The 23,203-nt window shown below is 38.7% G+C and carries 23 protein-coding genes and 1 pseudogene; 11 read left to right on the forward strand and 13 right to left on the reverse strand.

Features of this window, described 5'->3' with window-relative positions; all coding sequences use genetic code 11:
• The first annotated feature begins 179 nt into the window (after window positions 1-179).
• Both FD29_RS01435 and FD29_RS01440 read left to right on the forward strand, forming a co-directional pair.
• Window positions 180-605 (forward strand): MarR family winged helix-turn-helix transcriptional regulator, encoded by a 426-nt coding sequence (locus FD29_RS01435; protein ID WP_057887209.1) that lies wholly within the window; start codon window positions 180-182, stop codon window positions 603-605.
• The gene (locus tag FD29_RS01440; protein WP_057887210.1) at window positions 605-1,993 is read left to right on the forward strand and encodes a DHA2 family efflux MFS transporter permease subunit; all 1,389 of its coding nucleotides are present in this window, start codon (window positions 605-607) and stop codon (window positions 1,991-1,993) included. Before FD29_RS01435 ends, FD29_RS01440 begins: the two co-directional genes overlap by 1 nt.
• On the opposite strand, the gene FD29_RS01445 is transcribed toward FD29_RS01440, so the two are convergent.
• Entirely contained in the window at window positions 1,965-2,717 is a 753-nt protein-coding gene (locus tag FD29_RS01445) for an alpha/beta fold hydrolase (RefSeq protein ID WP_057887211.1), read from the reverse strand. The genes FD29_RS01440 and FD29_RS01445 overlap by 29 nt on opposite strands.
• A gap of 929 nt (window positions 2,718-3,646) precedes the next feature.
• On the opposite strand from FD29_RS01445, the gene FD29_RS11715 reads away from it, so the two are divergent.
• Window positions 3,647-3,775, forward strand: coding sequence for a hypothetical protein (locus FD29_RS11715; protein ID WP_268871991.1), 129 nt, complete (start codon window positions 3,647-3,649; stop codon window positions 3,773-3,775).
• Window positions 3,756-5,054: a DUF6056 family protein gene (locus tag FD29_RS01455; protein ID WP_057887213.1), complete on the forward strand. Its 1,299-nt coding sequence runs from the start codon at window positions 3,756-3,758 to the stop codon at window positions 5,052-5,054. Before FD29_RS11715 ends, FD29_RS01455 begins: the two co-directional genes overlap by 20 nt.
• A 123-nt stretch (window positions 5,055-5,177) precedes the next feature.
• Here the strand turns inward: FD29_RS01455 and FD29_RS01460 are convergent, their stop codons facing one another.
• Window positions 5,178-5,462 (reverse strand): hypothetical protein, encoded by a 285-nt coding sequence (locus FD29_RS01460; RefSeq protein WP_057887214.1) that lies wholly within the window; start codon window positions 5,460-5,462, stop codon window positions 5,178-5,180.
• Between the two features lie 102 nt (window positions 5,463-5,564).
• Between FD29_RS01460 and proB the strand changes: the two genes are divergently transcribed.
• The 4 genes from proB (at window position 5,565) to FD29_RS01480 (ending at window position 8,473) form a co-directional block, all read left to right on the forward strand.
• The gene (gene proB / locus FD29_RS01465) at window positions 5,565-6,377 is read left to right on the forward strand and encodes a glutamate 5-kinase (protein ID WP_057887215.1); all 813 of its coding nucleotides are present in this window, start codon (window positions 5,565-5,567) and stop codon (window positions 6,375-6,377) included.
• Window positions 6,378-6,395: 18 nt separating this feature from the next.
• Window positions 6,396-6,821: a MarR family winged helix-turn-helix transcriptional regulator gene (locus FD29_RS01470; protein ID WP_057887216.1), complete on the forward strand. Its 426-nt coding sequence runs from the start codon at window positions 6,396-6,398 to the stop codon at window positions 6,819-6,821.
• A 136-nt stretch (window positions 6,822-6,957) separates the two neighbouring features.
• Window positions 6,958-8,016, forward strand: a complete 1,059-nt coding sequence (locus FD29_RS01475; RefSeq protein ID WP_083477729.1) for a glutamate-5-semialdehyde dehydrogenase — start codon at window positions 6,958-6,960, stop codon at window positions 8,014-8,016.
• Window positions 7,997-8,473: a GNAT family N-acetyltransferase gene (locus tag FD29_RS01480; RefSeq protein ID WP_057887217.1), complete on the forward strand. Its 477-nt coding sequence runs from the start codon at window positions 7,997-7,999 to the stop codon at window positions 8,471-8,473. Before FD29_RS01475 ends, FD29_RS01480 begins: the two co-directional genes overlap by 20 nt.
• Window positions 8,474-8,521: 48 nt before the next feature.
• Here FD29_RS01480 and FD29_RS01485 read toward each other — a convergent pair whose 3' ends face one another.
• Both FD29_RS01485 and FD29_RS01490 read right to left on the reverse strand, forming a co-directional pair.
• Complete coding sequence (locus FD29_RS01485; RefSeq protein ID WP_147007930.1) at window positions 8,522-8,809, reverse strand: hypothetical protein; 288 nt, start codon at window positions 8,807-8,809, stop codon at window positions 8,522-8,524.
• Window positions 8,810-9,091: 282 nt separating this feature from the next.
• On the reverse strand, window positions 9,092-10,036 hold the full coding sequence (locus FD29_RS01490; RefSeq protein WP_057887219.1) for a D-2-hydroxyacid dehydrogenase: 945 nt from the start codon (window positions 10,034-10,036) through the stop codon (window positions 9,092-9,094).
• Between the two features lie 350 nt (window positions 10,037-10,386).
• Between FD29_RS01490 and FD29_RS01495 the strand changes: the two genes are divergently transcribed.
• Window positions 10,387-11,106, forward strand: coding sequence for an MIP/aquaporin family protein (locus FD29_RS01495; protein WP_057887220.1), 720 nt, complete (start codon window positions 10,387-10,389; stop codon window positions 11,104-11,106).
• A gap of 118 nt (window positions 11,107-11,224) precedes the next feature.
• On the opposite strand, the gene FD29_RS01500 is transcribed toward FD29_RS01495, so the two are convergent.
• Both FD29_RS01500 and FD29_RS01505 read right to left on the reverse strand, forming a co-directional pair.
• Window positions 11,225-12,448, reverse strand: a complete 1,224-nt coding sequence (locus tag FD29_RS01500; RefSeq protein WP_057887221.1) for an ABC transporter permease — start codon at window positions 12,446-12,448, stop codon at window positions 11,225-11,227.
• Window positions 12,441-13,337: pseudogene (locus FD29_RS01505) on the reverse strand (ABC transporter ATP-binding protein). The gene FD29_RS01500 and the pseudogene FD29_RS01505 overlap by 8 nt, the downstream one beginning before the upstream one ends.
• Window positions 13,338-13,462: 125 nt before the next feature.
• On the opposite strand from FD29_RS01505, the gene FD29_RS01510 reads away from it, so the two are divergent.
• On the forward strand, window positions 13,463-14,365 hold the full coding sequence (locus tag FD29_RS01510; RefSeq protein ID WP_057887222.1) for a DMT family transporter: 903 nt from the start codon (window positions 13,463-13,465) through the stop codon (window positions 14,363-14,365).
• Window positions 14,366-14,451: 86 nt separating this feature from the next.
• Here FD29_RS01510 and FD29_RS01515 read toward each other — a convergent pair whose 3' ends face one another.
• From FD29_RS01515 to FD29_RS01545, 7 genes are all read right to left on the reverse strand, one after another.
• Window positions 14,452-15,756, reverse strand: a complete 1,305-nt coding sequence (locus FD29_RS01515; protein ID WP_235804242.1) for an ABC transporter substrate-binding protein — start codon at window positions 15,754-15,756, stop codon at window positions 14,452-14,454.
• Window positions 15,757-15,803: 47 nt separating this feature from the next.
• The gene (locus FD29_RS01520) at window positions 15,804-16,634 is read right to left on the reverse strand and encodes a carbohydrate ABC transporter permease (RefSeq protein ID WP_057887224.1); all 831 of its coding nucleotides are present in this window, start codon (window positions 16,632-16,634) and stop codon (window positions 15,804-15,806) included.
• Window positions 16,634-17,575, reverse strand: a complete 942-nt coding sequence (locus FD29_RS01525) for a carbohydrate ABC transporter permease (RefSeq protein WP_057887225.1) — start codon at window positions 17,573-17,575, stop codon at window positions 16,634-16,636. Before FD29_RS01525 ends, FD29_RS01520 begins: the two co-directional genes overlap by 1 nt.
• Entirely contained in the window at window positions 17,568-18,659 is a 1,092-nt protein-coding gene (locus FD29_RS01530; protein WP_057887226.1) for an ABC transporter ATP-binding protein, read from the reverse strand. The genes FD29_RS01525 and FD29_RS01530 overlap by 8 nt, the downstream gene beginning before the upstream one ends.
• 122 nt (window positions 18,660-18,781) lie before the next feature.
• Window positions 18,782-19,522, reverse strand: a complete 741-nt coding sequence (locus FD29_RS01535; RefSeq protein ID WP_057887227.1) for an SDR family oxidoreductase — start codon at window positions 19,520-19,522, stop codon at window positions 18,782-18,784.
• 15 nt (window positions 19,523-19,537) lie between these two features.
• Window positions 19,538-19,948: a cupin domain-containing protein gene (locus FD29_RS01540; protein ID WP_057887228.1), complete on the reverse strand. Its 411-nt coding sequence runs from the start codon at window positions 19,946-19,948 to the stop codon at window positions 19,538-19,540.
• Between the two features lie 5 nt (window positions 19,949-19,953).
• The gene (locus FD29_RS01545) at window positions 19,954-20,274 is read right to left on the reverse strand and encodes a carboxymuconolactone decarboxylase family protein (RefSeq protein ID WP_201780218.1); all 321 of its coding nucleotides are present in this window, start codon (window positions 20,272-20,274) and stop codon (window positions 19,954-19,956) included.
• A gap of 356 nt (window positions 20,275-20,630) precedes the next feature.
• Between FD29_RS01545 and FD29_RS01550 the strand changes: the two genes are divergently transcribed.
• Window positions 20,631-22,979, forward strand: coding sequence for an SLAP domain-containing protein (locus FD29_RS01550; protein ID WP_057887230.1), 2,349 nt, complete (start codon window positions 20,631-20,633; stop codon window positions 22,977-22,979).
• Window positions 22,980-23,203: the final 224 nt, after the last annotated feature.

Below are 23,203 nucleotides of genomic sequence, written 5' to 3' on the forward strand. Positions count from 1 at the left end.
CTACGGCTCACAGTGGACTTTCGCCACCAAGTTAGCGCCCATGCCGGGCGCACTACGCTAATAGATCATCCTCTCAAAAATGGATGGTCTATTTTTTTGTACGCAGCATTGCACTGGCAAAATTTTCGGTGTAATATAATTAATCGTTAGTTAGCTAACAATTGTTAAAGGAGTACATCATGAACAAAAAATACACGAACAGTCGCTTAAAAATTGCTGCCAACCAAATCACTCGTGAATTTGACAATTTTGCTAAACAATACGATCTGACTTGGATGCACATGTCGATCATTGACTTTTTGAGTCATCGAGCTGACCGAGAGACTTTCCAACGTGATATTGAGCATGAATTTTTCATTCAACGTTCAACGACTACCGTCTTGTTGCAGCGCATGGAAAAGCGCGACTTGATCTATCGCAAATCATCCCCAACGGACGCTCGTCAAAAGTCAGTCTACTTAACCGCCAAATCTCACGCTCTGGAACAACAGATCGACGGTTTCATGCACGACCGCCAAGATATTCTTGAAAATAATTTTTCAGCCGCTGAGATCGCTACGTTTGAAAAAATACTCAATTTTTATATCAACGGAGGCGAAGATTAATGGAAAATAACGAAAAGGTCCCTCTAAAAGTTCTGCTAGCCGTCATAGCAACCGGCATCATGTCCTTTTGTGGCGTGATCGTTGAAACGTCAATGAATATTGCCTTCCCAACCTTAATGAAGGAATTCAATATCACGACCGCCACGGTTCAATGGATGACAACCATTTATCTATTAGCCGTTGCCATCGTAGTGCCACTGTCTTCATTTTTTAAGAAAAATTTCCCTACTAAATCGCTCTTTATTACGGCCAACTTACTGTTTATTTTAGGTGTTTTGACCGATACCATAGCGCCCGCTTTTCCAATCCTATTACTTGGTCGAGTCATTCAAGGATTAGGAACTGGGATTGCTTTGCCACTGATGTTCAACATCATTTTGGAGAACGTCCCTCAGAGTAAGATCGGCTTGATGATGGGTATCGGAACTTTGATCACAGCCGTTGCGCCCGCTATTGGTCCTACATTTGGTGGTTTAGTCATCAGTGCGTGGGGTTGGCGCTATATTTTTATCATCCTATTACCAATTTTAATAATTTCCTTCTTACTCGGTATTAAAAATATCCAACAAAAAAGCCCTATTCAAAAGTCGAAATTTGATTGGGCCAGTTTACTTGCTTTGATTTTTACGTTCAGTGGTTTGATATTTGGATTCAGCAACATGAGTCAATTAAGTCCTTTAGTTATCGTAGCCTTCGTGGTCGGTATCATTGGCTTGCTTGGTTTTGTCATGCGCTCACTGAAATTAGATGAACCGATCATCAATCTGCGCGTCTTCAAAAATCACACGTTCACAAGCCACGTGATAAGTTTCTTCATCTTCCAAGTATTATCGCTAGGTTTTGCATTCATTTTGCCCAACTACATCCAACTCGTCAACGATAGTTCAGTTACGATTGCTGGTTTAGCAGTCTTTCCTGCTGGTATCATCGGTGCAATTTTTGCTCCTTTGAGTGGTAAAATTTACGACGAATTAGGCGCACGCTTACCTATTATTTGTGGCGTCATCTTAGCGGACATTTCAATTATCCTGTTCACTTGTTTGAGCCTAAATATTAACAATACCGCAATCACTTTCATGTATATTCCTTATATGCTCGGAATGGGCATGGCTATTGGGAATATCATGACTAACGGTTTGAAATATTTGTCGAGCCAAAATCAAACTGACGGTAATGCGGTCTTCAATACGCTACAACAATTTGCCGGAGCGACTGGTACGTCAATCATTTCCGCCATCATCGCTAACAGTCAAAACAATCCTAATTTGAGTACTAAAGTTTCGACCGCTATCGGTTCACAACATGCGTTCATTTTGATGACGATCTTAGGTTTGATCAATCTTCTAATTCTCTGGAAAGCTATTCCAAGTAATACTCAAAGAAATTAGCTATTTTATCCATCAGTCTCGTTTCAACTAAATGGCCAGCTTTATAGCCAGTAATAAAGGAAACCTGGTCACCGTAATCTTTTTGATGAACTAGATCAAAGAAGTCTTTCGACTGGCTATAAGGAATTCTTTGGTCATCTGTTCCATGCCAAAACAATAGTGGTCGATGATTTATGGATTCGGGATGTTGACTGAGATCATATTTGTTGATCCAACTGGTAATATATTCCATATCTTCAGGAACATAAATTTGTCGCTGATTAGCGTAATCACGAACTCGCTTGGCGTACGCTGACAAATTGGGCGTACCCATGATAATAGCGGCCGCAGTGATCTCGGGATGGTTGGTCAGCAATGCGCCCGTAGTCATGCCGCCCATCGAGTAGCCACCAACGCCGATTTTCTTATCTTTGATCAAATCTCTATCTTCGTAGTAATTACGGATCAAAGAAAATTCCGCTATATTCCCCTGGATACTATTCCAAAAAGTTAATGAAGGAATCGACGAAATATCCATGTGTCTTTGCCCATGATTTATCGCATCGGGTAAGATCACACGGATATTTTTTTGAGCTAATTTTCTCGCCTGGGTCAAAACGAGTTCCTTACTAGAGCGCCAACCATGATAAAAAATTATTAATGGTGCTTTTTGATCATTCAATTCCTCATTGACGACTTCCAAAACGGGAATATCTTGAATCATAAATTGATTTATTTTCGTCATATTTGTACCTCATGGTAATGGTATCATTTTAGGGTAAAAAAAATGCAGGAATAAAAAATATTCCTACATTATATTAGATATATGGTAAGTTACGATTTTTGATTTTGAATAGTAATTCTTCTACGTCACGATTGTGACTGTGCCCTGTATTCATGTCATATTCAATTAAATCACGTCGGAAATCAATTAATTCAGACTCCAAATTTTCGTTACACTCTAGTAGCTTCAAATGCTTAAATACTAAGTTAATTAACGAACGTTCTGAGCCCAAATTGAAAGATCCGACTGACTCTTCAACGGAGCGTATGAAATTGTCCCGCTCAACGTTAGAAATGCGTACTTGTTTCAATATGAGACCACCCTTCTAGTAAATATATTTGACAAAACCCTATGCAATTATTCTCTTCACCATCAACATTATGCCTCATCTAATGGACAGAATGCTTTCAACTTTATATAAAATACTTATACTAATCTGAACAATCCTATATATTATTTGCATTGATGTAACTAAATTATGTCATCTATGAAAGCGTATGTCAGCTTTCTCACCGAATTGAGCAATATAATGATTAAATAAATTAAATATTTCTAATATTTTGCTATTTTAATCAAAATATTTTTCCTTAATTGTAGAAATTGTTTTATATACACTTTATAATTAAATTGGTTATATAAGCGGGATATATTAACCTAACAATATTTTCATTGTTATCCTTTTTAAAGTAGTACTCCTTCTCAACTGCTTAGGAATCAGGGTTAGTGGTAGGCTCTGATTAATCTCCCGTAAAATAAAGACTTGTGGTAGGTCTTTATTTTTTTTTGACTTATTTTAGCCGTGTTTCCGTTATTCAGGAGTTATGGCTAAATAGGGTTCATTATGATAAACTACAAAATTAGGTTATATCAAATATGTTTTGGGGGGAATTATGACGAAGCAGCTTAATAAGTATGCAGGCAAAGCCGTGCCGGCACTGGTTTTTATCGTCTCTTTGATCTACTTTGGATTCTTTAGATTCTGGATGATACCATCGGGGGATGACTATTTTTGGTGGTAGCAACAATGGACGTTACTTGGGGAATCTTTTGGAGATCATTACGATGCATCGCATGACTTTGGCCGTGATTGCCTATGCGTTAGGTTGGACTTTGTTGATGTGGTGTATCTGGCGACTGACTAACAAATCGCTCACTGCCCTATTCCTGTCGTTCTTATTCGTCTTCACGCTTCAAGCTGGTTTTATCAACAATGTGCTTGCTTGGAACGCCGGCTTTGTCAACTATGTTCCACCAATGGTTTTGGCATTGTTCTATATTATTTTTGTTGAAAAATATCGGGACAAAAAAATCAATGTCTTTCTAGCCTCAATATGGACGTTACTTTTAGGCGTGACCGTCGGACTATTCAACGAAAACATGGCTATCGGTTCAATTATTATGGCCGTTTTGGTACTACTTTATTTCAATAAAAAAGCCCAGCTCTATCACGTGATCTATTTAGTGGGGACGATTATTTCTTCTGCTATCATGTTCAGCAATCCTGGCTATCGCGTGCACAGTGCTTATCGTGGTACGACTTTCAAATTAGATGAAATTTGGCGGAACTATTCTAATATTACGCATTTCTGGTTAATTACTTTTAACATCGTTTTATTGACCGCCATTTTGCTTTCAATCTTGATTTTGACTATGAGATCGAGTTTACCGATGTTACAAAAAATTATCACTGCTTCACTTTCACTGATCTTCTTAGTTTATTATTACGCTATCAACGACCATCTAACTAAATTTACGATGGACTACAATTACAGTTATCAATACGGATCCCTTGGCGACAAGCTTTACAACATGGAAGGTATCGTCAGTATTTTATTGATTATCTTCATGGGTTATGCAATCTTTACTTTTTACAAAAATGACCCTAAGATGTGGCTATTTTATCTGATGACCGGCGTGATCGAGGGCCAACTGCTCTTCGTCAATTCACCGATCAATGTCAGAGGCTATTTTTTGGCCTACATTTTCATGTATCTGATCGGTATTCGTTTCACTGTCGACGCTTTGGATCAATTCAACTTCAGTTTCAAAAATTCAGTTGTCAACATTGTTTTATTGCTGACCTTAATCTTCATGGGCAATAGCTTCTTGACTAAGATCCACGCCAATTACGTCGTTAACATCGAACGTGTCAGTCAACCAAGTTTTTATAAAAAAGGACTTGAGATCAAGAAACACGTTCCCTATCCAACCTTTGTTTGGGCTAACGATTTAACGAACCAACAGAGTTCGCCTTATTGGTACTTATATTTGATCAAACATAATTTGATTGAAAAATAATTAATGAATATGAAAAAGGGACTAATTCACAATTTGAATTAGTCCCTTTTTTAACTCATAAACTCGGCAAGCAATTCGGGTGATTAGGCAAATACTCGAAAGCTGACCAGCTTATTCCGTTCTCTATTTTTCTTTTTTATTATATTCTGGATCATCCAGATCTTCTTCAATATCAACGCCATATAAATTATTGACTTCGGCATCTTTATCGGCTGGATGAACGACTACGATGGCAATGGCGCCTTTGCTGCTGACATAGCCGACAAACGTCGTTACCTCTTCAACGTAATAAGGCAATCCGTCGGAATGAACCAAGTATTGTCCAGCGACTGGCATACTTTCGATGTAAACTTTGTTCATTCGGATATAATCATCACCGTCATGAAGTACAATTAATATTTTATACATGAAATACACCCTTTTCTTATTCTACCTATTGTTCTATCGTAATAGTATTGAGAATTAATTACTAGCATTAAAGCAAATGAATATTTCGATGAGGAAGAAATTATGCAAAATAAGCGTTCCATTGTTGCCAACCGTATCGTCGTCAAAGTCGGTACCAGTACTCTAATCCGCCAAAATAGTAAGATCAACTTGACCGTTATTAAGGATTTAGCCCACGTGTTAAGCAATTTGAAAAAATCTGGCAAAGACGTCGTCTTAGTCTCATCCAGTGCTATCGGTGTCGGCATGGGTGTTTTAGGTTTAGAAACACGTCCGGTCAAAATCTCTCGTCAACAAGCCGTCGCTGCTGTTGGTCAAGCCGAATTGATGCAGATTTATAACGAAGCTTTCCACGAGTATGGGATGTCAGTCGCCCAAATGTTGATTACTCGTGATATAATCGATTATCCGGAAAGTCACACTAATGTGATGAACAGTTTCCAAGAATTGCTTTCCATGGATAATACCATCCCTATCGTCAACGAAAACGATACAGTAACTGTTTCCGAATTGGATCATCACACTAAGTTTGGTGACAACGATCAACTCTCAGCCATCGTAGCTAATCTAGTTGACGCCGATCTTTTGATCATGTTGTCCGATATCGACGGTTTCTATTCCGCCAATCCGCTCAAAGTTCCTGATGCCGAGTTGATCCAGCGCATCGAAAAGATCAATCCTGAAATCATCGCTGCCGCTGGTGGTCACGGAACAAAATACGGTACCGGTGGCATGACAACTAAGTTAAAAGCTGCTGAATTAATTTTGAAACACAACCAACAGATGGTTTTAACTAACGGTAAAGACCCTGAGATCATCAATAACATTCTAGCGGGCGAGCCTGTTGGAACTTTGTTCACCAAAATCCCAGAATAATAACCATAGGAGGTAATAATGAATTCTAAATTTCCTATCGAAGTAGCCATTATTAACCTTATAACAAGTTACAAAAATCTTATTGCAACGAAGATGCGCCCACTAGGACTTCATCCTGGGCAAGATATGATCTTGTTAGAATTGTTAAAAAACGACGGTATTTCCCAAAATAAGTTGGTCGTCTCTTTATGCGTCGATCACTCAACGATTGCCAAATCAGTCAGTCGCATGATCAAAAGCGGCCTCGTTCAGACAAAGAAATCAACTAAGGACAAACGCGTCACTCTAGTCAGTCTCACCGAACACGGAAGAGATCTAGCTACTCAAGTCGAAGACGTTTGGTTAGAGTCCGAACGCAACGCCACTTTAGGCTTTAGTGCTGAGGAACAACAACTGTTTGTTGAAATGCTGGAACACATCACTCATAATTTGAATAATCAGTGATTTATGTTGACGGCAACATAAATTCATGGTAAATTAGCAATATGTTGACGGCAACGCATTTATCAACACTGAATAAAAAATTAAAATTACTTAGACGTTAATAGTGGATACAGCCATCCACTATTTTAAGGAAGCGATGCTCGACCGCTTGTTACTAACACCCGATCGCATCAACAAAATGTCTGACGGGTTGCGCCAAGTAATGGACCTTCCCGACCCCATCGGTAAAATTACCCGTGGCTGGGAAACAATGAGTGGTTTAGATATCACTCAAGAACGTGTGCCTTTAGGCGTTATCGGCATGATCTATGAAGCACGTCCCAACGTTACCGTAGATGCCGCCGGTCTATGTTTTAAAGCTGGTAATGTGGTCATCTTGCGTGGTGGCAAAGAAGCTATCAATTCCAATATTGTTTTGGCGGAAACTTTGCGCACTGCTTTGAAAGATTCTGGTATCAATCCTGATGCCGTTCAATTGATCGACGACGTCAGCCACGAAACTGCTCAAAAAATGATGGAATTAAAAGATTACATCGACGTTTTGATTCCTCGTGGCAGTGGTAAATTTATCAAAATGGTGGTCGATAAAGCCAAAGTTCCTATTATTGAAACTGGTGCCGGCAACTGTCACATTTACGTCGACAAAGACGCCGATCTCGACAAAGCTTTGAAGATCATCATCAATGCCAAAGTTCAACGCCCTTCCGTCTGCAATGCCGCTGAAAAAGTCGTCTTGCACAAAGACATCGCCAATGAATTTTTGCCACGCTTATACGACGCTCTATCAGCTAATAACGTTGAAGTCCGTGGGGATGTTTTGGCCAAAGCCATCGTGCCCGAAATCGTACCCGCAACGCAAGAAGATTGGAGTACTGAATACGACGACTATATCATCGCTATCAAAGTCGTAGACAACATCGATGATGCCATCAAGCACATCAACAAATACAACACTAAACACAGTGAATCGATCATCACCGAAAATTACACGGCCAGTCGCAAATTCATGAAACAAATTGACGCCGCCGTCGTTTATACGAACGCTTCAACTCGCTTCACTGACGGCCAACAATTTGGTTTCGGTGCTGAGATCGGTATCAGTACGCAAAAGCTCCACGCACGCGGTCCCATGGGCGCTAACGAATTAACTACAACGAAGTATTTGGTTCAAGGCGATGGCCAAGTTAGAAAATAATTTGCTCATTCAACCCTTTCAACAAGCGACCGCTCGCCACTATAAGCTCTTATTGAGCGCTGACCCTTCACGAAAAGTTGTCGACAGTTATTTAGCCTGCGCCCACAAATTTGAATTACTCAGTGATAATCAATTAGTCGGCGTCATTTTGTTGATCGATACTCGCCCGGAAACGATTGAAATCGTCAATGTAGCTGTAATCGAAAAATATTGGAACCACGGCTTTGGTGAAAAATTAGTCCGTTTTGGCATCAGTTGGGCTAAAGAACGCCACTATCAAACAATTGAAATTGGTACCGGCAGTACTAGTTTTGGCCAGTTATATTTGTATCAGAAATGTGGCTTTCGCATTGTTGGTGTCGATACTGATTTTTTTGTTAGAAACTATGATGAACCAATTATTGAGAATAAATTGGTTTTGAAGGATATGGTGCGATTGAGGCTAAATTTGAATTAAACAAATACGCCAGTATTACTAGAATTATCTAGTAATACTGACGTGTTTTTAGTTGTTAGTCTTTTTCCCATTTAACGTTGAATAGTTCTTAATGAACTTATAAATATGCAAGTCCTTCATAATCAAGATCATATCGCCGACCATAACTGACATGATGACGACAAAGAAGATGATGATCTGATTCAATGAAGCTGCGTCGATCTGTAATCCTTGGTACCTTAAATCCATGATAAATTCGTAGGCAATGTAACCGATCAGCAAGAACTCCAACATTTCGAAAGGTGTTTGGAATTTTACACCAAACTTCTTGTTGAGATCGTTATCTAATTTGTCCATTGCAAAAGGTTTTTCATCAGAAAAGAAAGATAATTCTATAATCGTATTTCTCATGTTCAAAATTATTTCTAGAAGTAATAATAATAACCAAAATAAGAAAACGAGCATAAAGCCTATAAAATAATCACCGGATGACATTATTTTTCCTTTCATGTATCTAACACTAATTTTAATACATCCTAAAAAAATCTCAATACAATTCTAATTTGAAAACGTACACAAAAAATAGCCATCACTGAATTCTTCTTCAATGATAGCTAGCTATAAAATCAAATGATTATTTTAATATCCAGTAGAATAATTAACTCGGTTAACAACGACATCGCCGTTTTCAACATAAGCTTTCAAGTTTTCTTTGAAAATGGCAAAAGCACGTTCTTCATAGTGAACACTTGCCCCAGCATCGTGTGGCGTGATGATAACGTTCTTCATATCCCAAAGTGGGCTGTCGCTTGGAAGTGGTTCAGGAGTAGTAACATCCAAGCCAGCTCCAGCGATTTTACCATCGTTCAAAGCATCGACTAAATCGCTCATATTAGTAGTTTTTCCACGGCCAATATTGATGTAGTAAGCTTTCTTAGACATTTTTTCGAAAATATCTTTATTGAACATACCGATTGTTTCCTCAGTATCTGGCAAAGCATTGATCACAAAGTGAACTTCGTTGATACGTGATTCCATTTCTGACATAGGAATCATTTCGTCGATATACTCAGCCGGCTTGTCGCTTCTTCTAACGCCAATCGTCTTCATCCCCAAAGCCTTGGCATATTTGGCAATCAAGGTCCCAATGTGGCCCACGCCAACGATCATAACAGTCTTGTTGTAAACTTCATCGTAGCCTTCGTCGTGTTTCCACTCTCTAGCATCTTGGTGTCTAGCAGTTAAATTCATACGACGTTCGAACATCAACATGTAAGCCAAAGTTTGTTCAGCAATGTTGATGGCATTAGCACCGGCACCGTTAGTTAAAATAACACCTTTATCATCCAATTCCTTCAATGGTAAAGCGTCAACTCCAGCACGGACAACTTGGATCCAATTTAACGTATTGCTCTTCAAAACTGCATCCTTTAATGCATTAGACCAATCATAAAGTACTTCTACACCATCGAGATCTTCAGCGGTAACTTTTTTAGGCGATACCACTTTCAAATCGACCCCAGAGATTGATTGAATCTTTTCTGTTTGTTTCTTTGTTAAATTAACTAAACTAAGAACTTTCATCTTTCTTCTACCTCATCTTTAGAATTACTTTATGTTAATTACATATTATAACTATATAGCAAAAACTATCCAGTTTTTCTGTAAATGTCTAAAAATATTCGGAATGTATGATACAATATAAATCGTTGCTCATATTTGATTTATTTTACCGTTTATGTTAGGAAGAATTGTTCCTTATTGCTGGAGCAATTTTTTTATGGGATATTTTCAAAATATTCACTCATAAAAGACAAATTATTACGAATTTATACGATTTAACCCATTTCTGAGTGAATGATAATATTCGTGTTTTGCTTACGGTATACATCATGATGAGACAAATACAATTAAATTTAGGGGTAGTATTAATTATGCATTATTCGCTGTTAGTACGTTGTATCGCTGAATTTATCGGAACAGCTATTATGGTTGCCCTCGGTAATGGTTCAGTGGCCAACGTTGAATTAAAAGGAACAAAAGGTTTTCACGGTGGGTGGATTCTGATTGGATTTGGTTATGGTATCGGTGTTATGGTACCAGCCATGATGTTCGGTCCCATCTCAGGGGGTCAAATCAACCCAGCTATGACATTGGCTCTAGCTTTCAATGGAGAATTTCCATGGGCTGAAGTTGGTCCATATATTATTGCTCAATTCTTAGGTGCTATCTTTGGTCAATTGATGATCGTAGCAGCCTACAAGCCTTACTATAACAAGACTGAAAACGTTGAAAGTATCCTTGGTACTTTCTCAACCATCGATGCTGAAAACAGTCGTCTCAATGGTTTCATCAACGAATTTATCGGTACTTTCATCTTAGTATTCGGTGCCGTTGCTCTTACTTCAGATCATATCGATTCACGTGCCGACTTTATCGGTTTAGGATTCTTAGTTATGTGTTTGGTTGTTTCCTTTGGTGGTCCTACTGGTCCAGCTTTGAACCCTGCTCGTGATCTTGGTCCTCGTCTATTACATGCATTATTACCTTTAAATCCTAAAGGTTCTTCCCAATGGAAATACAGTTGGGTTCCGGTATTAGCTCCGATCCTTGGTGCTATCTGTGCTGTGAAACTTTACGGAGTATTCTTTTAAATAACAAGCAAAAAGGCAAACTACTTTTAATCAAGTAGCTTGCCTTTTTTATCTTTAAAAAGTATCTAATTATTAGAACCAAAAACATCAATCTTACCAATGTAAAATAAAGAAGAAATCACTTGTTGTATGACAATCCGCGTTTGAATCTCTTCCAGAAACTTGAATCATCAGTTTGTAGCATTAATCCTTGGTAGATACTTCCGATATATCTGGCCAACAGAACGATACTGAGCACTAAAACGGCTAATGACAAAGTTATTTCTAATGGACTTGCGTTGTTGTTGATGATTCTTAATGGCATGAAATATGAGGAGAAGAATGGAACATATGAGAATACTTTAACAATGATCGAATCAAGATTGTTTTGGAATGGGAAAGTTACAAAGAAGGCTACTAAATTGAGCATGATAACTGGTTGAGCAGCTTTGGAAGCATCCTCTGCTTTGGCTACTAAGGCACCGGAAAAGGCTGCTAGAATCGTGTAAATAACCACTCCTAAGAATAAATAAACTAAATTGAGACTGAGGATATTTTTCAAAACTGAATCGATCAAGCTCTGATATTGACTGATGAACCCTTTAGTCAAGGATGAATTTTGAGCAACGAGATAACCGCCCCAACCGCCGACTAAATAAATCAAAATTTGAGCCATGATAACTAATAACACCCCAAGGATTTTACCTAAGAAATACTTCACTGCCGTTGTACTAGAGAAGATGATCTCCATGATCTTGGTCCCTTTTTCGGAAGCAATCTCTTGGGCAGTGATGGTCGTGTAGGTGATCAAAATTATATAAACCATGATTACAGTTATCCAATAAGAAATCGTCTTTGCCAAATTGGCCGTACCAGTTTTCTTTTGAATATTTTCCTTTAGTTCGGGTTGTTGTTGCAAATCATTCACTTGAGTTGGCGTCAGTTGAGCTTTGGCAACATTTAACTGTTGTTGCGTCCGCATCAAGTAACTGTTGATACGAGCTTTTTGACCCGAGCTTAGTGAATCAGTTCCAAAATATTTAGCCCTGATTTTTTGATTGTCGAGTTTCAAAACTAAATAACCAGCTAAATCATTTTTCTGCATCATTTTTGCAGCCTTGTCTTTATCGGTAACTTTTTTATCGACATCTTCTTTATTAGCTTTGATAAAACTGTTTCGTAGCTGTGACTGATCACTGATGACAGCAATCTTGTCAGTATTTTGGCTAGAGCTGGCCCCTAAATAACCGGCTCCCATCGAGATACCAAACATCAAGAATGGCCCGATGATCAACATGACAAAACTCCACGATTTAACTTGGCGAAGGAACGTTTCGAAGGTTACGATCCATAATTTATTCATGCTTTTCACCTGCTTTCAAGCGGAAAATCTCGTTTAGCGTTGGTGGCTGTTGGCTAAATTCTTCAATATATTTTCCTTTAGTCAGTTCTTCAAAGATCTCTGGACCTGCAGTCTCATCATCTAAGTCTAAACTGAAACGCTTCTCTTCATGTTGTTCTACTTTGATCACGTGTGGTAATTCATGTAATTGCTCTTTTGTCCAATTCGTTGTCACAAAGATTCTAGTTTTGCCAAATGACTGACGAACTTCGCGAACGGTCCCTTTCAAGACCACTTCACCATTCCGTAGCATGACCAAGCGATCACAAATTTCTTCAACATTTTCCATATCATGACTGGAAAATATAATGGCAGCCCCTCGTTCTTTAGCCGCTAAAATGGCTTGTTTCAAAAGGTCAGCATTGACCGGATCCAAACCACTGAATGGTTCGTCTAAGATGATCAATTTGGGATTGTGGATCAAAGTACAGATCAACTGTACCTTCTGCTGATTACCTTTGGATAGGTCTTTGATTTTATCTTTTTTCATTCCTTTAACGGCAAACTTCTGCAACCACTGATTGATCTGTGGTCGAATTTCTTTGGCCGTCTTGTTCTTTAAACGTGCCAGATAGATTATTTATTGCTCGATCGTCAACTTAGGCATCAAGCTGCGTTCTTCAGGTAAATAACCAATTTCATCAAACACGCTCTCTGTAATTGGCTGGTCGTTCCAAGTTATTGTTCCCTCATAATTGAGAAAATTTAGAATACTGTGAAAAGTCGTTGATTTACCGGCCCCATTTTGACCGATCAAACCTAAGATCTGACCGTCGGCTACATCAAAAGATACATCCTTTAAAGCTTTTAAATCGCCAAAGTTCTTTTGAATATGCTGTATTTTGAGCATTAAGATCCTCCCCTATCATATTTATCCTAAATTATACAGGAGAGCCTAATTTTATGTTGGTTCTTCACTGCACTTAAAAAATCTGTGTTAGCATTATTGTTAATACAGTCTAGGGGGAAATTTTAATGACTGATAAACAAAAAGGTTTCTTTTACGCCATTGCTGGACCAGTACTTTGGGGATTCTCCGGCAGTATCGCCCAGTATTTATTCACGCAAGAAAGCATTCCCACTCAATGGATCGTTGGGATACGGTTGATCTTTGCAGGATTGATGTTGGTCATATGGTGCTACTTTATCGATTCTAAGGAACTATTTGCAATTTTAAAAAAACCACGTTATGTCTTTCAATTATTGGCTTTCGGTCTCTTGGGGATGTTGCCAGCACAATATACTTATTTTATGGCTATTAAATATGGCAATGCACCGACGGCCACGGTTTTACAATTCTTAGGGCCATTATTCATTATTCTTTATCTTTCTTTGCGAAAGTTACAGCTACCTAGGAGAATCGACGTAATTTCCATTATATTAGCCTTATTAGGAACTTTTCTCTTAGTAACTCACGGACACCTCAATCAGTTAATGCTGTCGCCAGCGGCCATTCTTTGGGGTGTAGGCGCCGGTATTAGTCAGGCTTCTTATACTCTGTTGCCTCGGGAACTCTTACGCCGTTTTGATGCTAGGATCGTGACTGGTTGGTCAATGTTACTTGGTGGTATCGTCTTCGCTCCTTTTGCGGACTTAGGACACATGCCACACTTAACTGGTATCGCTTGGATCTGCATCATCTTCATCGTTACTGGTGGAACAATGTTTTCTTACTTATTCTACCTACAAAGTCTCAACTACTTAACGCCAGCAACTACCGGAATGCTGAGCGCTTTTGAACCACTGACGGCTACTGTTTTGGCAGTGACTGTCCTACAAACCAAAGTCAGCCCGGCTGAATTAGCTGGTGCGGTTTTGATTTTAGGAATAACCTTCTTACAGGCTCTGCCGCCTAATTTGTTCAATCTAAAAAGATAGCAAAGATTCAACACACTCAAAAACCTCTGATTCTAAATTAAGAATCAGAGGCTTTTTAGATTAAGTTAATTATATTCGGCTCGCTTTTATTTGTATCCATTGGCACGATTTGACTGATGAAGGTTATCATTGATAGCTTTGTCAGCTGTATCCAAAGCATGATTGATATCGCCGCCATTGTAGACAGTTTCCATCGCTACTTCTTCGAGTTGACGAGTAAGCTGCATTCCTTCCATCAAAATACCAGAGTTAGAATAATTTGGTTTAGCCTTAGCCAATTGTTCGCCAGGAACCTTTGACTCAGGATTTTTAGCGTAAAGATCTTTCAAGATCTTTGTCTTTTGAGAATCCTTGTTTAAAGCTAAGTATCCTGTGGACTTTTGCCATTGTGCTTGAACTTCAGGTTTTAGTGAGTACTTGATGAATTCAAACGCACCACGTTGAACGTCTTTGGGTTTATCGTTGGAGATCCAAAGTGCGGCCCCACCAATAGCAACCCCATTAGCTTTCTTGTTATCTGGATGTGGGAAATATGTAATACCTAATTTGTTAGTATTGTTCTTTGTCAACTGACCGATACTTGCTGAAGATTGGATGAAGATACCAACTTTGTCAGATAAGAATCCGGCTGTTTGGTTAGCACCAGCACTGGCACCTGAACCATAGTCGATAAAGTCATCAGACTTGATATTTTCTTTGATCCAGTTTAGGAATTCAACCGTATCAGGATTGTTGATTTTAACTTCTGTAGGATTTCCAGTGTGACCATCATTGTTGTTGGCAAGTTGAGCACCAGCATTAGCTAGAGCTTGTTCTAAGAACCAGCCGTACACTTGAACCGTCATCCCCTTAACTTTGTGATCTGACTTTTCATAAAGTTGTTTAGCCACACGTGTGATGTCGCTGTATGAAGGTGAAACTGGTGGTGGTGTGATGCCGTACTTCTTCAATAAACTAGCATTGTAATACAAAACTGGTTGTGAAGTATTGAATGGCATGGCTTGTTGCTTGCCACCATTAGAGTAGAACGCACGCGCAACTGATGAGATCTTAGAAACATCATAATTATCTTGATCGATAAAGTTTTGAACCGGCGTTGTATAGCCACTGTGAATCATTTGAGCAGTTGAAATATCAAAAGCTTGGAATACCGCTGGCGATGTACTTGTACCGTGGGTTTGTAAGATTTTTTGGATTGCTTCGTCGTATGTTCCTTGATACTTAGGAATCACCTTGTATTTAGTCTGTGACTTGTTGAATCCGTCAACAACTTGTTCCAATGCATCTTCAGAAGGTCCACCCATTTCATGCCAGAAGACGATAGGAATCCGGTTGTCATTTGCTGCTGATTTAGCAGATAACGATTTTCCAAATACCGTAACTAATAGTATTGCCAAAATCGCTATTAAAGGTAAAGTTAATTTTTTATATTTCGATATTACTTAACAGCCCCCTCATTCATACCTGACTTGAAGTAGTGTTGGCCGATAAAGAGCACAATAATTGTTGGGATAACAATGATTGCTGCACTGGCTTGGATCATACCCCAGTCGTTAAAAGTTTCTTCGGATTGAAGTTGCTTCAAACCATTTTGGATAACACGAGAATTGTTACTGAATGTTGTCAACATTGGCCAGAGGTATTGATTCCAGGCTCCTAAGAAACTGTAAGCACCCAACGTGATCATGCTGATCTTGTTATATGGTAAAACAATATTCCAGTAGAATTGGAAGTGGTTCAAACCTTCAATATCGGCAGCTTCTTTTAGTTCAGCTGGCGTTTGCATGAATGACTGACGCAACATGAATGTACCGAAAGCTGACGTTAAAAATGGAATGATCAAAGCTGCATAATTGTCCAAAAGTCCCATGTGCTTAATAGTAGCGAAGTTAGGGATGATTTCAGCTTCAAATGGCAACATCATCGTAACTAAGAATAAAGCAAAGATAGTTTTACGGAAACGGAACTTCAAGAAAACAAAAGCGTAGGCACTCATTGAACAGAAAATCAGTTGTGCCACCATCGTTAACGTTGCGATAACTACGGTATTCAATAAATAACGCAGGATCGGCGTTTTAGTGAAAGCTGAGACGTAATTGTCTAATGATAAGTTAGTACTGAATAAATTACCTTTGGCAATATCCATAGTTGGCAAGAAACTCGTCCAAATACCGATAAAGAATGGAGCCAAAATAATCAAGGCTAAGGCAATCAATAAAATATAACTGAAAACTCTTTTAAGTATTGCTCTCTCGTCAAAATTAGCCATTAGTAATTTACCTTCTTTTCTAGGAACTTAAATTGAATCAAAGTAAAGAAAGCAATAATAACGGTTAAGATAATGGCTTCTGTACTTGATTTAGCATAGTTACCACTGTAAAAGGCATCCTTGTAAATTCGGTAAACTAGCATGTTGGTTGCATTAGTAGGACCACCCTTAGTAATAAGGTCGATCAAACCAAAACTCTTGAAAGCACCAATAATAGTAATTGTTGAAACGAAGAATAAAGTTGGTGAGATCATCGGAATCGTGATCTTGAAGAATTGGTATCTTGATGAGGCACCTTCAACATCAGCTGCTTCGTAAAGTGTACTAGGAACTGATTGAATGGCACCCAATAAGATCAAGAATGTAAAGCCTAAATTCATCCAAACAGTAGTGATGATAACAGCCCACATCGCATTAGTAGGACTTGTTAGCCAATTAACTACTGGTAGATTCAACCAGCCACTCATTAAAGCGAAGAATCCAGTTGAAGGATTAAAGATAAATAGCCAGAAAATAGCGGCTACGGCAACTGAAACACCCATTGTTACTGAGTAAAGCGTTCTGAAAATTCCGATACCAGGTAATTTTTGACTAGCTAAGTTAGCTAACAAAAGTCCCACGGAAACGGTCAAAACAGTTACTGCTACAACGTAAAGCAAGGTTACTGACATACTGGATAAAAAGTCTGGTGAAGAAATCAATTTTACATAGTTATCTAAACCGGTAAAAACGGTCGTATTTCCCAAGGTATTAGTTAAAAATAGACTGATATAAAGGGTTTTGAGCATTGGATAAAAAACAAATAATGTTAATACTAATAGCGATGGTCCTAAAAAGATCGAAGCGTAATATTTGTCATTGGCATTCAATCTGAATCCTTGGCGTTGCTTTGCTTCAACCTTCTTTTCAGGAACAACGTTAGTTGTCGAAGTTTTAAGCATTGACCAATTCCTCCGCATTCTTAGTAATGTTGATACCATCATTATCGAATAATAAGACGTTATCCCCGGCAGAAACTTTGATCGTGTCGAAAGCCTTAAATTGTGAATCACTTGGTACGATTGCTGCAACTTCAATATTGTTATTGTTCATCTGAGCGTAAACGATCTTTTCGTCACCCAAGAATTCAATCGTTCTGATCGAGGCGTTAGCTTCAAGTTCATCGGCAGCTTCGATCATAACTTCGTTAGGACGGATACCCACTTTAAAGTTGTCTACAGGAACTTGTTGTTTAATTTGCATTTGGAAATCATTATTAACATTGATCTTCTTACCTGAAATTTTAACGGCTGGCAAAATATTGATTGGTGGAACTCCGAAGAAACTGGCAACGAATTCGTTAGCTGGTTTCTTGTAGATCTCAGCTGGCGTTCCAATTTGTTGAACGTGTGAATCGTGGAGAACCATGATGTGATCAGCCATTGTCATCGCCTCAACTTGATCGTGGGTAACGTAGATCAAAGTGAGACCTAATTTTCTTTGCAGAGCATAGATCTCTTGGCGCATCTTGATTCTCAACTGAGCATCCAAGTTAGAAAGTGGTTCATCCATCAAACAAATCTTGGCGTCACTAGCAACCGCACGAGCTAAAGCAACACGTTGTCTTTGACCACCAGATAATTCACGTGGCTTGCGATCCTTTAGTCCTTCCAAATCAACCATCTTCAAAGCATTATCAACTCGTGAAGCGATTTCTGATTGTGAAAGGTTCTTACGAGCTTTCAAACCGAAGGCCACGTTGTCCCAAACGCTCAAGAATGGGAACAAAGCGTAACTTTGGAAAACCATTGTTAAATTGCGGTCCTTAGGTTGAAGATCATTTACAACCTTGTCGTCAATTTTGATTTCACCGTCAGTTATTGAAATCAGACCAGCAATCATTCGTAGCAAGGTACTCTTACCACAACCTGATGATCCAACAATGACGAAGAATTCCCCCGATTGAATCTCAGCAGTCACGTTGTTCAAAACGTTCTTCTCTGAATCATATTGCTTACAAACATTAGTTAAAAAAACAGTAGACATTATCTAATCCCTCCAGATATGTCGATGGTTACAGTATGGGGAATCTTTGTATATATAAAATATATTTAATGTAAAATTTTCGTAAAAAAAGAGACTGTTTTCACAGTCTCTTTTCATTATCTTTACATTTGTTTAGTTGGGTAAATTGTAAATTCATTAACATTGACGTCTTCTGGTTGATCGATTGCAAAGTTGACTACACGGGCAATTGCGTCCGGTGAAATACCAACTTGTTTGTAGAATGCATCCATGTTTTTCTTCGTATCTGAATCAGTGATCGTATGTAAAAGTTCCGTATTGATTGCGGCAGGATAGAGAGTTGTCGTTCGAATATTAGTACCCTCTTGAGCACTTTCCATCCGAATAACTTCCATCAAGTTTCTAACGGCAAACTTAGTAGCACCGTAAACACCAGAGCCTGTAAAACTCTTAATTCCAGCAACTGATGAAGTAGTAATGATATGGCCGGCCTTGTTCTTTACAAAGTCAGGCATTACAGCTGCGACGCCATTCAAGACACCTTTGATATTGATATCGATCATGTCGTTCCATTCTTTAGTGTGTAAAGCACTGATTGGTGAACTTGGCATAATCCCAGCATTATTGAAAATAACATCTAGTCCACCGAATTCATCTTTGGCCAATTGAACCAGGGCAGCGACTTCTTCTGCATCTCTGACATCGACTGTCTTGTAGGCTGCTTGACCGCCAGCTTTTTTGATATCGTTGACGATTTCTTGCAAACGACTTTCACGACGAGCACCAAGAACGACTTTGGCACCATTTTTTGCTAACAACTTGGCAGTTGCCTCTCCAATGCCACTTGAAGCACCTGTAATTACAACGACTTTATCTTTGATCATAAAATTCTCCTTTAATTAAAGCTTGTTATATTCTTCGTCAGTGACCTTTTCAAGCCATTCGGAAGTTCCTTTAGTAATAGCGACGTGACTGAACCAACTGTCTTTAGTTGCTCCATGCCAGTGTTTTACGCCTTCTTTAATAACGACTACGTCACCTTGTTTCAATAATTGTGCAGGTTTGCCCCACTCTTGATACCAGCCTTCGCCACCAGTAACCAATAGGATTTGGAAACCATCGTGGTGAATGTGCCAATCGTTACGACAACCGGGTTCAAAAGTAACATTGCCCACACCGAAATCGATGTTATCTTCTGGTGAAACCAAACTATTTAAATAACTTTGACCGATAAAATATTTTGCATAAGCATCATTCTTATCGCCAACTGGGAAAACGCCATTAGTTTTTAATTCTTCATTTTTTGCCATTATGATTAATCTTCTTTCCAAATTTCTTTTGCACGGTTAAAAGCACTCCAAGCCTTAGGCCAACCTGCGTAGAATGATAAGTGAGTGATTTCCGCAACAATTTCTTCTTTCGTAATACCGTTCTTTTTACCGATTTTTAAATGTGCATCTAATTGTTCAAGATTTCCTGCTGAAATAATACTTGCAATCGTGATCAAAGAACGATTATGAGCAGATAATTCAGATTCTTTGCTCCAAACTTCTCCAAATAAAACATCATCATTTAGTTCTGCAAATTGTGGTGCAAAGTCTCCTAGCATATCGTGTCCTGCTGTTTGTTTTGCCATAATTCATTCCTCCTCGATTCGATAAATACATTAAACAACTTAAAGTCAACTTTAAGTCAAGCAATATTTCAAATATTATTTATTTGTTTGATTCACTGTCGTTTTCCATGAAATTTTGAATACAATGTGATGTATATTAATAAACCAATAAAAAATCGTAATTCTTTAATAAATTAGAATTACGATTTTTTTATTTTACCCAAGTCAAAACGTCTATAAGTTCGGTAATTGGTATATTTTGTTGATATCAATACTAATACAGGCTTCATCGCGTGATCGTCGTCACACGATATTATTGGTATATATATAATGAGTGACTACCATTAGTGTTGAATATGTATGAAGGGATGAATACTATGTTATTAAATAAAAAATGTATCTATTTAGGCGTTTCATTATTTTCAGCACTTATTTTAGGATCTATGACAACTCAATCTGCTAAAGCCGACACTACAACAGATGCGACGACGACCGTTAAAAGCAGTCCCACAACGACGGATACGAGTACAACCGCTAAAACTACCGCAACCAGCACATCAACAGCTGCAAGTCTAACTACAAGCGCTGCACCCGCACAAACAACAGTTGCTAAAAGCGTTGCCCCTACGACGACGGTTACACAACCAATGCCTACAGTTAAAACAGTTACGACCGTTGCTCCAGTCGGACCAACGAGTTCAACCACAACTTCATCGACTGTTAAAACCGCTACACCTGTCGAACCTACAAGCGTAGCTACCGATCCAACCGCAACTTCATCAGCTGTTAAAAGCGTTCAACCAATTTCGAGTACCTCAACCTTAACTAGAAGTGCTGTGGCATCCCCAAGCGGTAGCACCAATACTACTGGAGTTACAATTGGCGGATACACAATTCCAACTGATACGCCAACTAAGGACAACACGCCAAATCCAGCTGTCTCAACGACAACACCACAAGTATTTCCAAAAATTGATTACAGTTTGCCAACCAATTTGACTGCATCCACGCCTGTACCGGTAAGTGATGCGAATTTGGCTTCTGCAATCAAAACATCGATGGATATTCCAGCAACCTCGCCTATTACAGTTGGCGACATTCAAAATCGGATCAATTCGGTTATGGTTCAAGTTAACAACGGAAAGGTCGAAAATTTGGATGGATTGCAATATATGCAATTATTGCCAAATAATTTGACATTTGGCTTGTCCGCAACTTTAGCATCAGATCCAACGGCTAATCCTGACTTAACGCCACTAGATGGATTAAAACTCAGAACTTTGAATTTAACTGGCGATTTTAGTGATCCTAGTGCTAAAGAAATCGACGTCAATCAAATAGCTAAATTACCACCAGTTAGTTACGGGATGTTTTTGTCTGGCGATAAAGAGTACGATGGTTTGACTAACGCTCAATTGAAAGTTATTGCTCCTTGGATCATTGCTTCATCAAATATTAATACGCCTGGTGGTGGACTCATTGAGAACAACGGTACCGTAACTGATTTGTCTCCACTCAAAGGCATTAATCGTAACACTGGTTTTTCACTCAATATTACCAACGGCTACTATGATCCAACACCAATATACGCTGTGAAGCATCAACCAATTGTGTTCAAATCTACTCCAGTCACTGGTATTAACGGTGATGATCTGGCCAGCAATTATCACTTTTCAGCTTCAGCACTTCCAGATTACTTAACTGCTAATAACTTGAAGAATTTAGGTAACGATGAATATGAGCTAGATAATGCTGATACTTCTGCCCCATTGTTGATTTATGGCGATCCTGGCTTTGCTTATGGTGCGGTTATATCAAATATTACCTTCCCACAATATCCTGGCGTTCAAGACTTACAAAATTTGAAGATTGCTCAACCAATTATTTGGCAAGATCATCCAAATGTTACGATTGATTTTGTCGATGCCAACGGTAAACCAATTATGGTCAACAGTGCATCTTCATTGATGGTCAATGGTAATAAGATCGGTGATGCTTTCGATTTAACGGCCGAAAGTAAAATCAATGGCTACACTTTGACGAGTCCTTCAACTTTGCTAAAGGGAACTTACACTCAAGATCCACAAACATTAACTTTGACTTATAAATTAAATCCAACCGAGACATCATCCAATTCAAATCCATCGGAAGCAACGACTGTTACTGATGTTTCCGGCGTTTTAAGAACCTTTAATAGAGACGTCCAATTAGTCGACGCTTCTGGTGATCCAATTGGTAAAACTGCCTCACCAAGTACCGCTTGGGATTATAGTCGGATTGTTTCAATCAATGGCGCCGATTATTATCAAGTTGCTCCAAACGAATATTTACCAACTGACAGTTCAGTAAAGTTTATTCCATTGACTACGCCAACAAACATTGTTTTGAGTTCTAACAGCGTCGTTTACAATTCTGAAGGCAATGCTCTGGATGTAACCTTCCCAGCTGGTACAGTTTTGAAGACTGACGGTTATGCTATTATCAATGATGTCAAAATGTATCGTGTTGGCACTGACGAATGGGTCAGCGGTGATTCATCAACTACCTACGAATCTTATGTCGCGGTTTATACTACTAAGGCGCCAACCCCTGTTTATAATGGCGCTGGCCAACAAGTTTCAGTCTTACCCGCAAATACCGAATGGCACGTCGACAGAATCGTCACTATTAATGGCGTCAAATATTACCGGATTGCAACCAATGAATTTATTTTGATCAACCAATAATAATCTAATTTTTCTGCAACAAAAAGGCATTATCCAGTAGCTTAACAGCGGTTCTTTTTCAACCTTGGTTACATACAATTATTTAGATATACTAATAGGCCATCCAAAAATTAAAGTGCTTCATAATTGTTAGACAAGAAATCTAACAGTTATGGAGCCTTTTTTGTATGGGGCGAATTTACAATTGAAATGCAACACAAAGTAAAAAAATAAACCCATACCGG

This window comes from Companilactobacillus mindensis DSM 14500 (genome assembly GCF_001434275.1).
GTDB classification, from domain to species: domain Bacteria; phylum Bacillota; class Bacilli; order Lactobacillales; family Lactobacillaceae; genus Companilactobacillus; species Companilactobacillus mindensis.

What these genes read in the sequence shown, in the direction of transcription:
- FD29_RS01475 (WP_083477729.1), top strand. Translation starts at nt 6,958, where the DNA reads ATGCTCGACCGCTTGTTACTAACACCCGATCGCATCAACAAAATGTCT.
- FD29_RS11715 (WP_268871991.1), top strand. Translation starts at nt 3,647, where the DNA reads ATGACGAAGCAGCTTAATAAGTATGCAGGCAAAGCCGTGCCGGCACTG.
- FD29_RS01510 (WP_057887222.1), top strand. Translation starts at nt 13,463, where the DNA reads ATGACTGATAAACAAAAAGGTTTCTTTTACGCCATTGCTGGACCAGTA.
- FD29_RS01455 (WP_057887213.1), top strand. Translation starts at nt 3,756, where the DNA reads ATGACTATTTTTGGTGGTAGCAACAATGGACGTTACTTGGGGAATCTT.
- FD29_RS01445 (WP_057887211.1), bottom strand. Translation starts at nt 2,717, where the DNA reads ATGACGAAAATAAATCAATTTATGATTCAAGATATTCCCGTTTTGGAA.
- FD29_RS01470 (WP_057887216.1), top strand. Translation starts at nt 6,396, where the DNA reads ATGAATTCTAAATTTCCTATCGAAGTAGCCATTATTAACCTTATAACA.
- FD29_RS01520 (WP_057887224.1), bottom strand. Translation starts at nt 16,634, where the DNA reads ATGGCTAATTTTGACGAGAGAGCAATACTTAAAAGAGTTTTCAGTTAT.
- FD29_RS01440 (WP_057887210.1), top strand. Translation starts at nt 605, where the DNA reads ATGGAAAATAACGAAAAGGTCCCTCTAAAAGTTCTGCTAGCCGTCATA.
- FD29_RS01540 (WP_057887228.1), bottom strand. Translation starts at nt 19,948, where the DNA reads ATGGCAAAAAATGAAGAATTAAAAACTAATGGCGTTTTCCCAGTTGGC.
- FD29_RS01480 (WP_057887217.1), top strand. Translation starts at nt 7,997, where the DNA reads ATGGCCAAGTTAGAAAATAATTTGCTCATTCAACCCTTTCAACAAGCG.
- FD29_RS01460 (WP_057887214.1), bottom strand. Translation starts at nt 5,462, where the DNA reads ATGTATAAAATATTAATTGTACTTCATGACGGTGATGATTATATCCGA.
- FD29_RS01485 (WP_147007930.1), bottom strand. Translation starts at nt 8,809, where the DNA reads ATGGACAAATTAGATAACGATCTCAACAAGAAGTTTGGTGTAAAATTC.
- FD29_RS01435 (WP_057887209.1), top strand. Translation starts at nt 180, where the DNA reads ATGAACAAAAAATACACGAACAGTCGCTTAAAAATTGCTGCCAACCAA.
- FD29_RS01545 (WP_201780218.1), bottom strand. Translation starts at nt 20,274, where the DNA reads ATGGCAAAACAAACAGCAGGACACGATATGCTAGGAGACTTTGCACCA.
- FD29_RS01490 (WP_057887219.1), bottom strand. Translation starts at nt 10,036, where the DNA reads ATGAAAGTTCTTAGTTTAGTTAATTTAACAAAGAAACAAACAGAAAAG.
- FD29_RS01495 (WP_057887220.1), top strand. Translation starts at nt 10,387, where the DNA reads ATGCATTATTCGCTGTTAGTACGTTGTATCGCTGAATTTATCGGAACA.
- FD29_RS01550 (WP_057887230.1), top strand. Translation starts at nt 20,631, where the DNA reads ATGTTATTAAATAAAAAATGTATCTATTTAGGCGTTTCATTATTTTCA.
- FD29_RS01530 (WP_057887226.1), bottom strand. Translation starts at nt 18,659, where the DNA reads ATGTCTACTGTTTTTTTAACTAATGTTTGTAAGCAATATGATTCAGAG.
- FD29_RS01535 (WP_057887227.1), bottom strand. Translation starts at nt 19,522, where the DNA reads ATGATCAAAGATAAAGTCGTTGTAATTACAGGTGCTTCAAGTGGCATT.
- proB (WP_057887215.1), top strand. Translation starts at nt 5,565, where the DNA reads ATGCAAAATAAGCGTTCCATTGTTGCCAACCGTATCGTCGTCAAAGTC.
- FD29_RS01525 (WP_057887225.1), bottom strand. Translation starts at nt 17,575, where the DNA reads ATGCTTAAAACTTCGACAACTAACGTTGTTCCTGAAAAGAAGGTTGAA.
- FD29_RS01500 (WP_057887221.1), bottom strand. Translation starts at nt 12,448, where the DNA reads ATGAATAAATTATGGATCGTAACCTTCGAAACGTTCCTTCGCCAAGTT.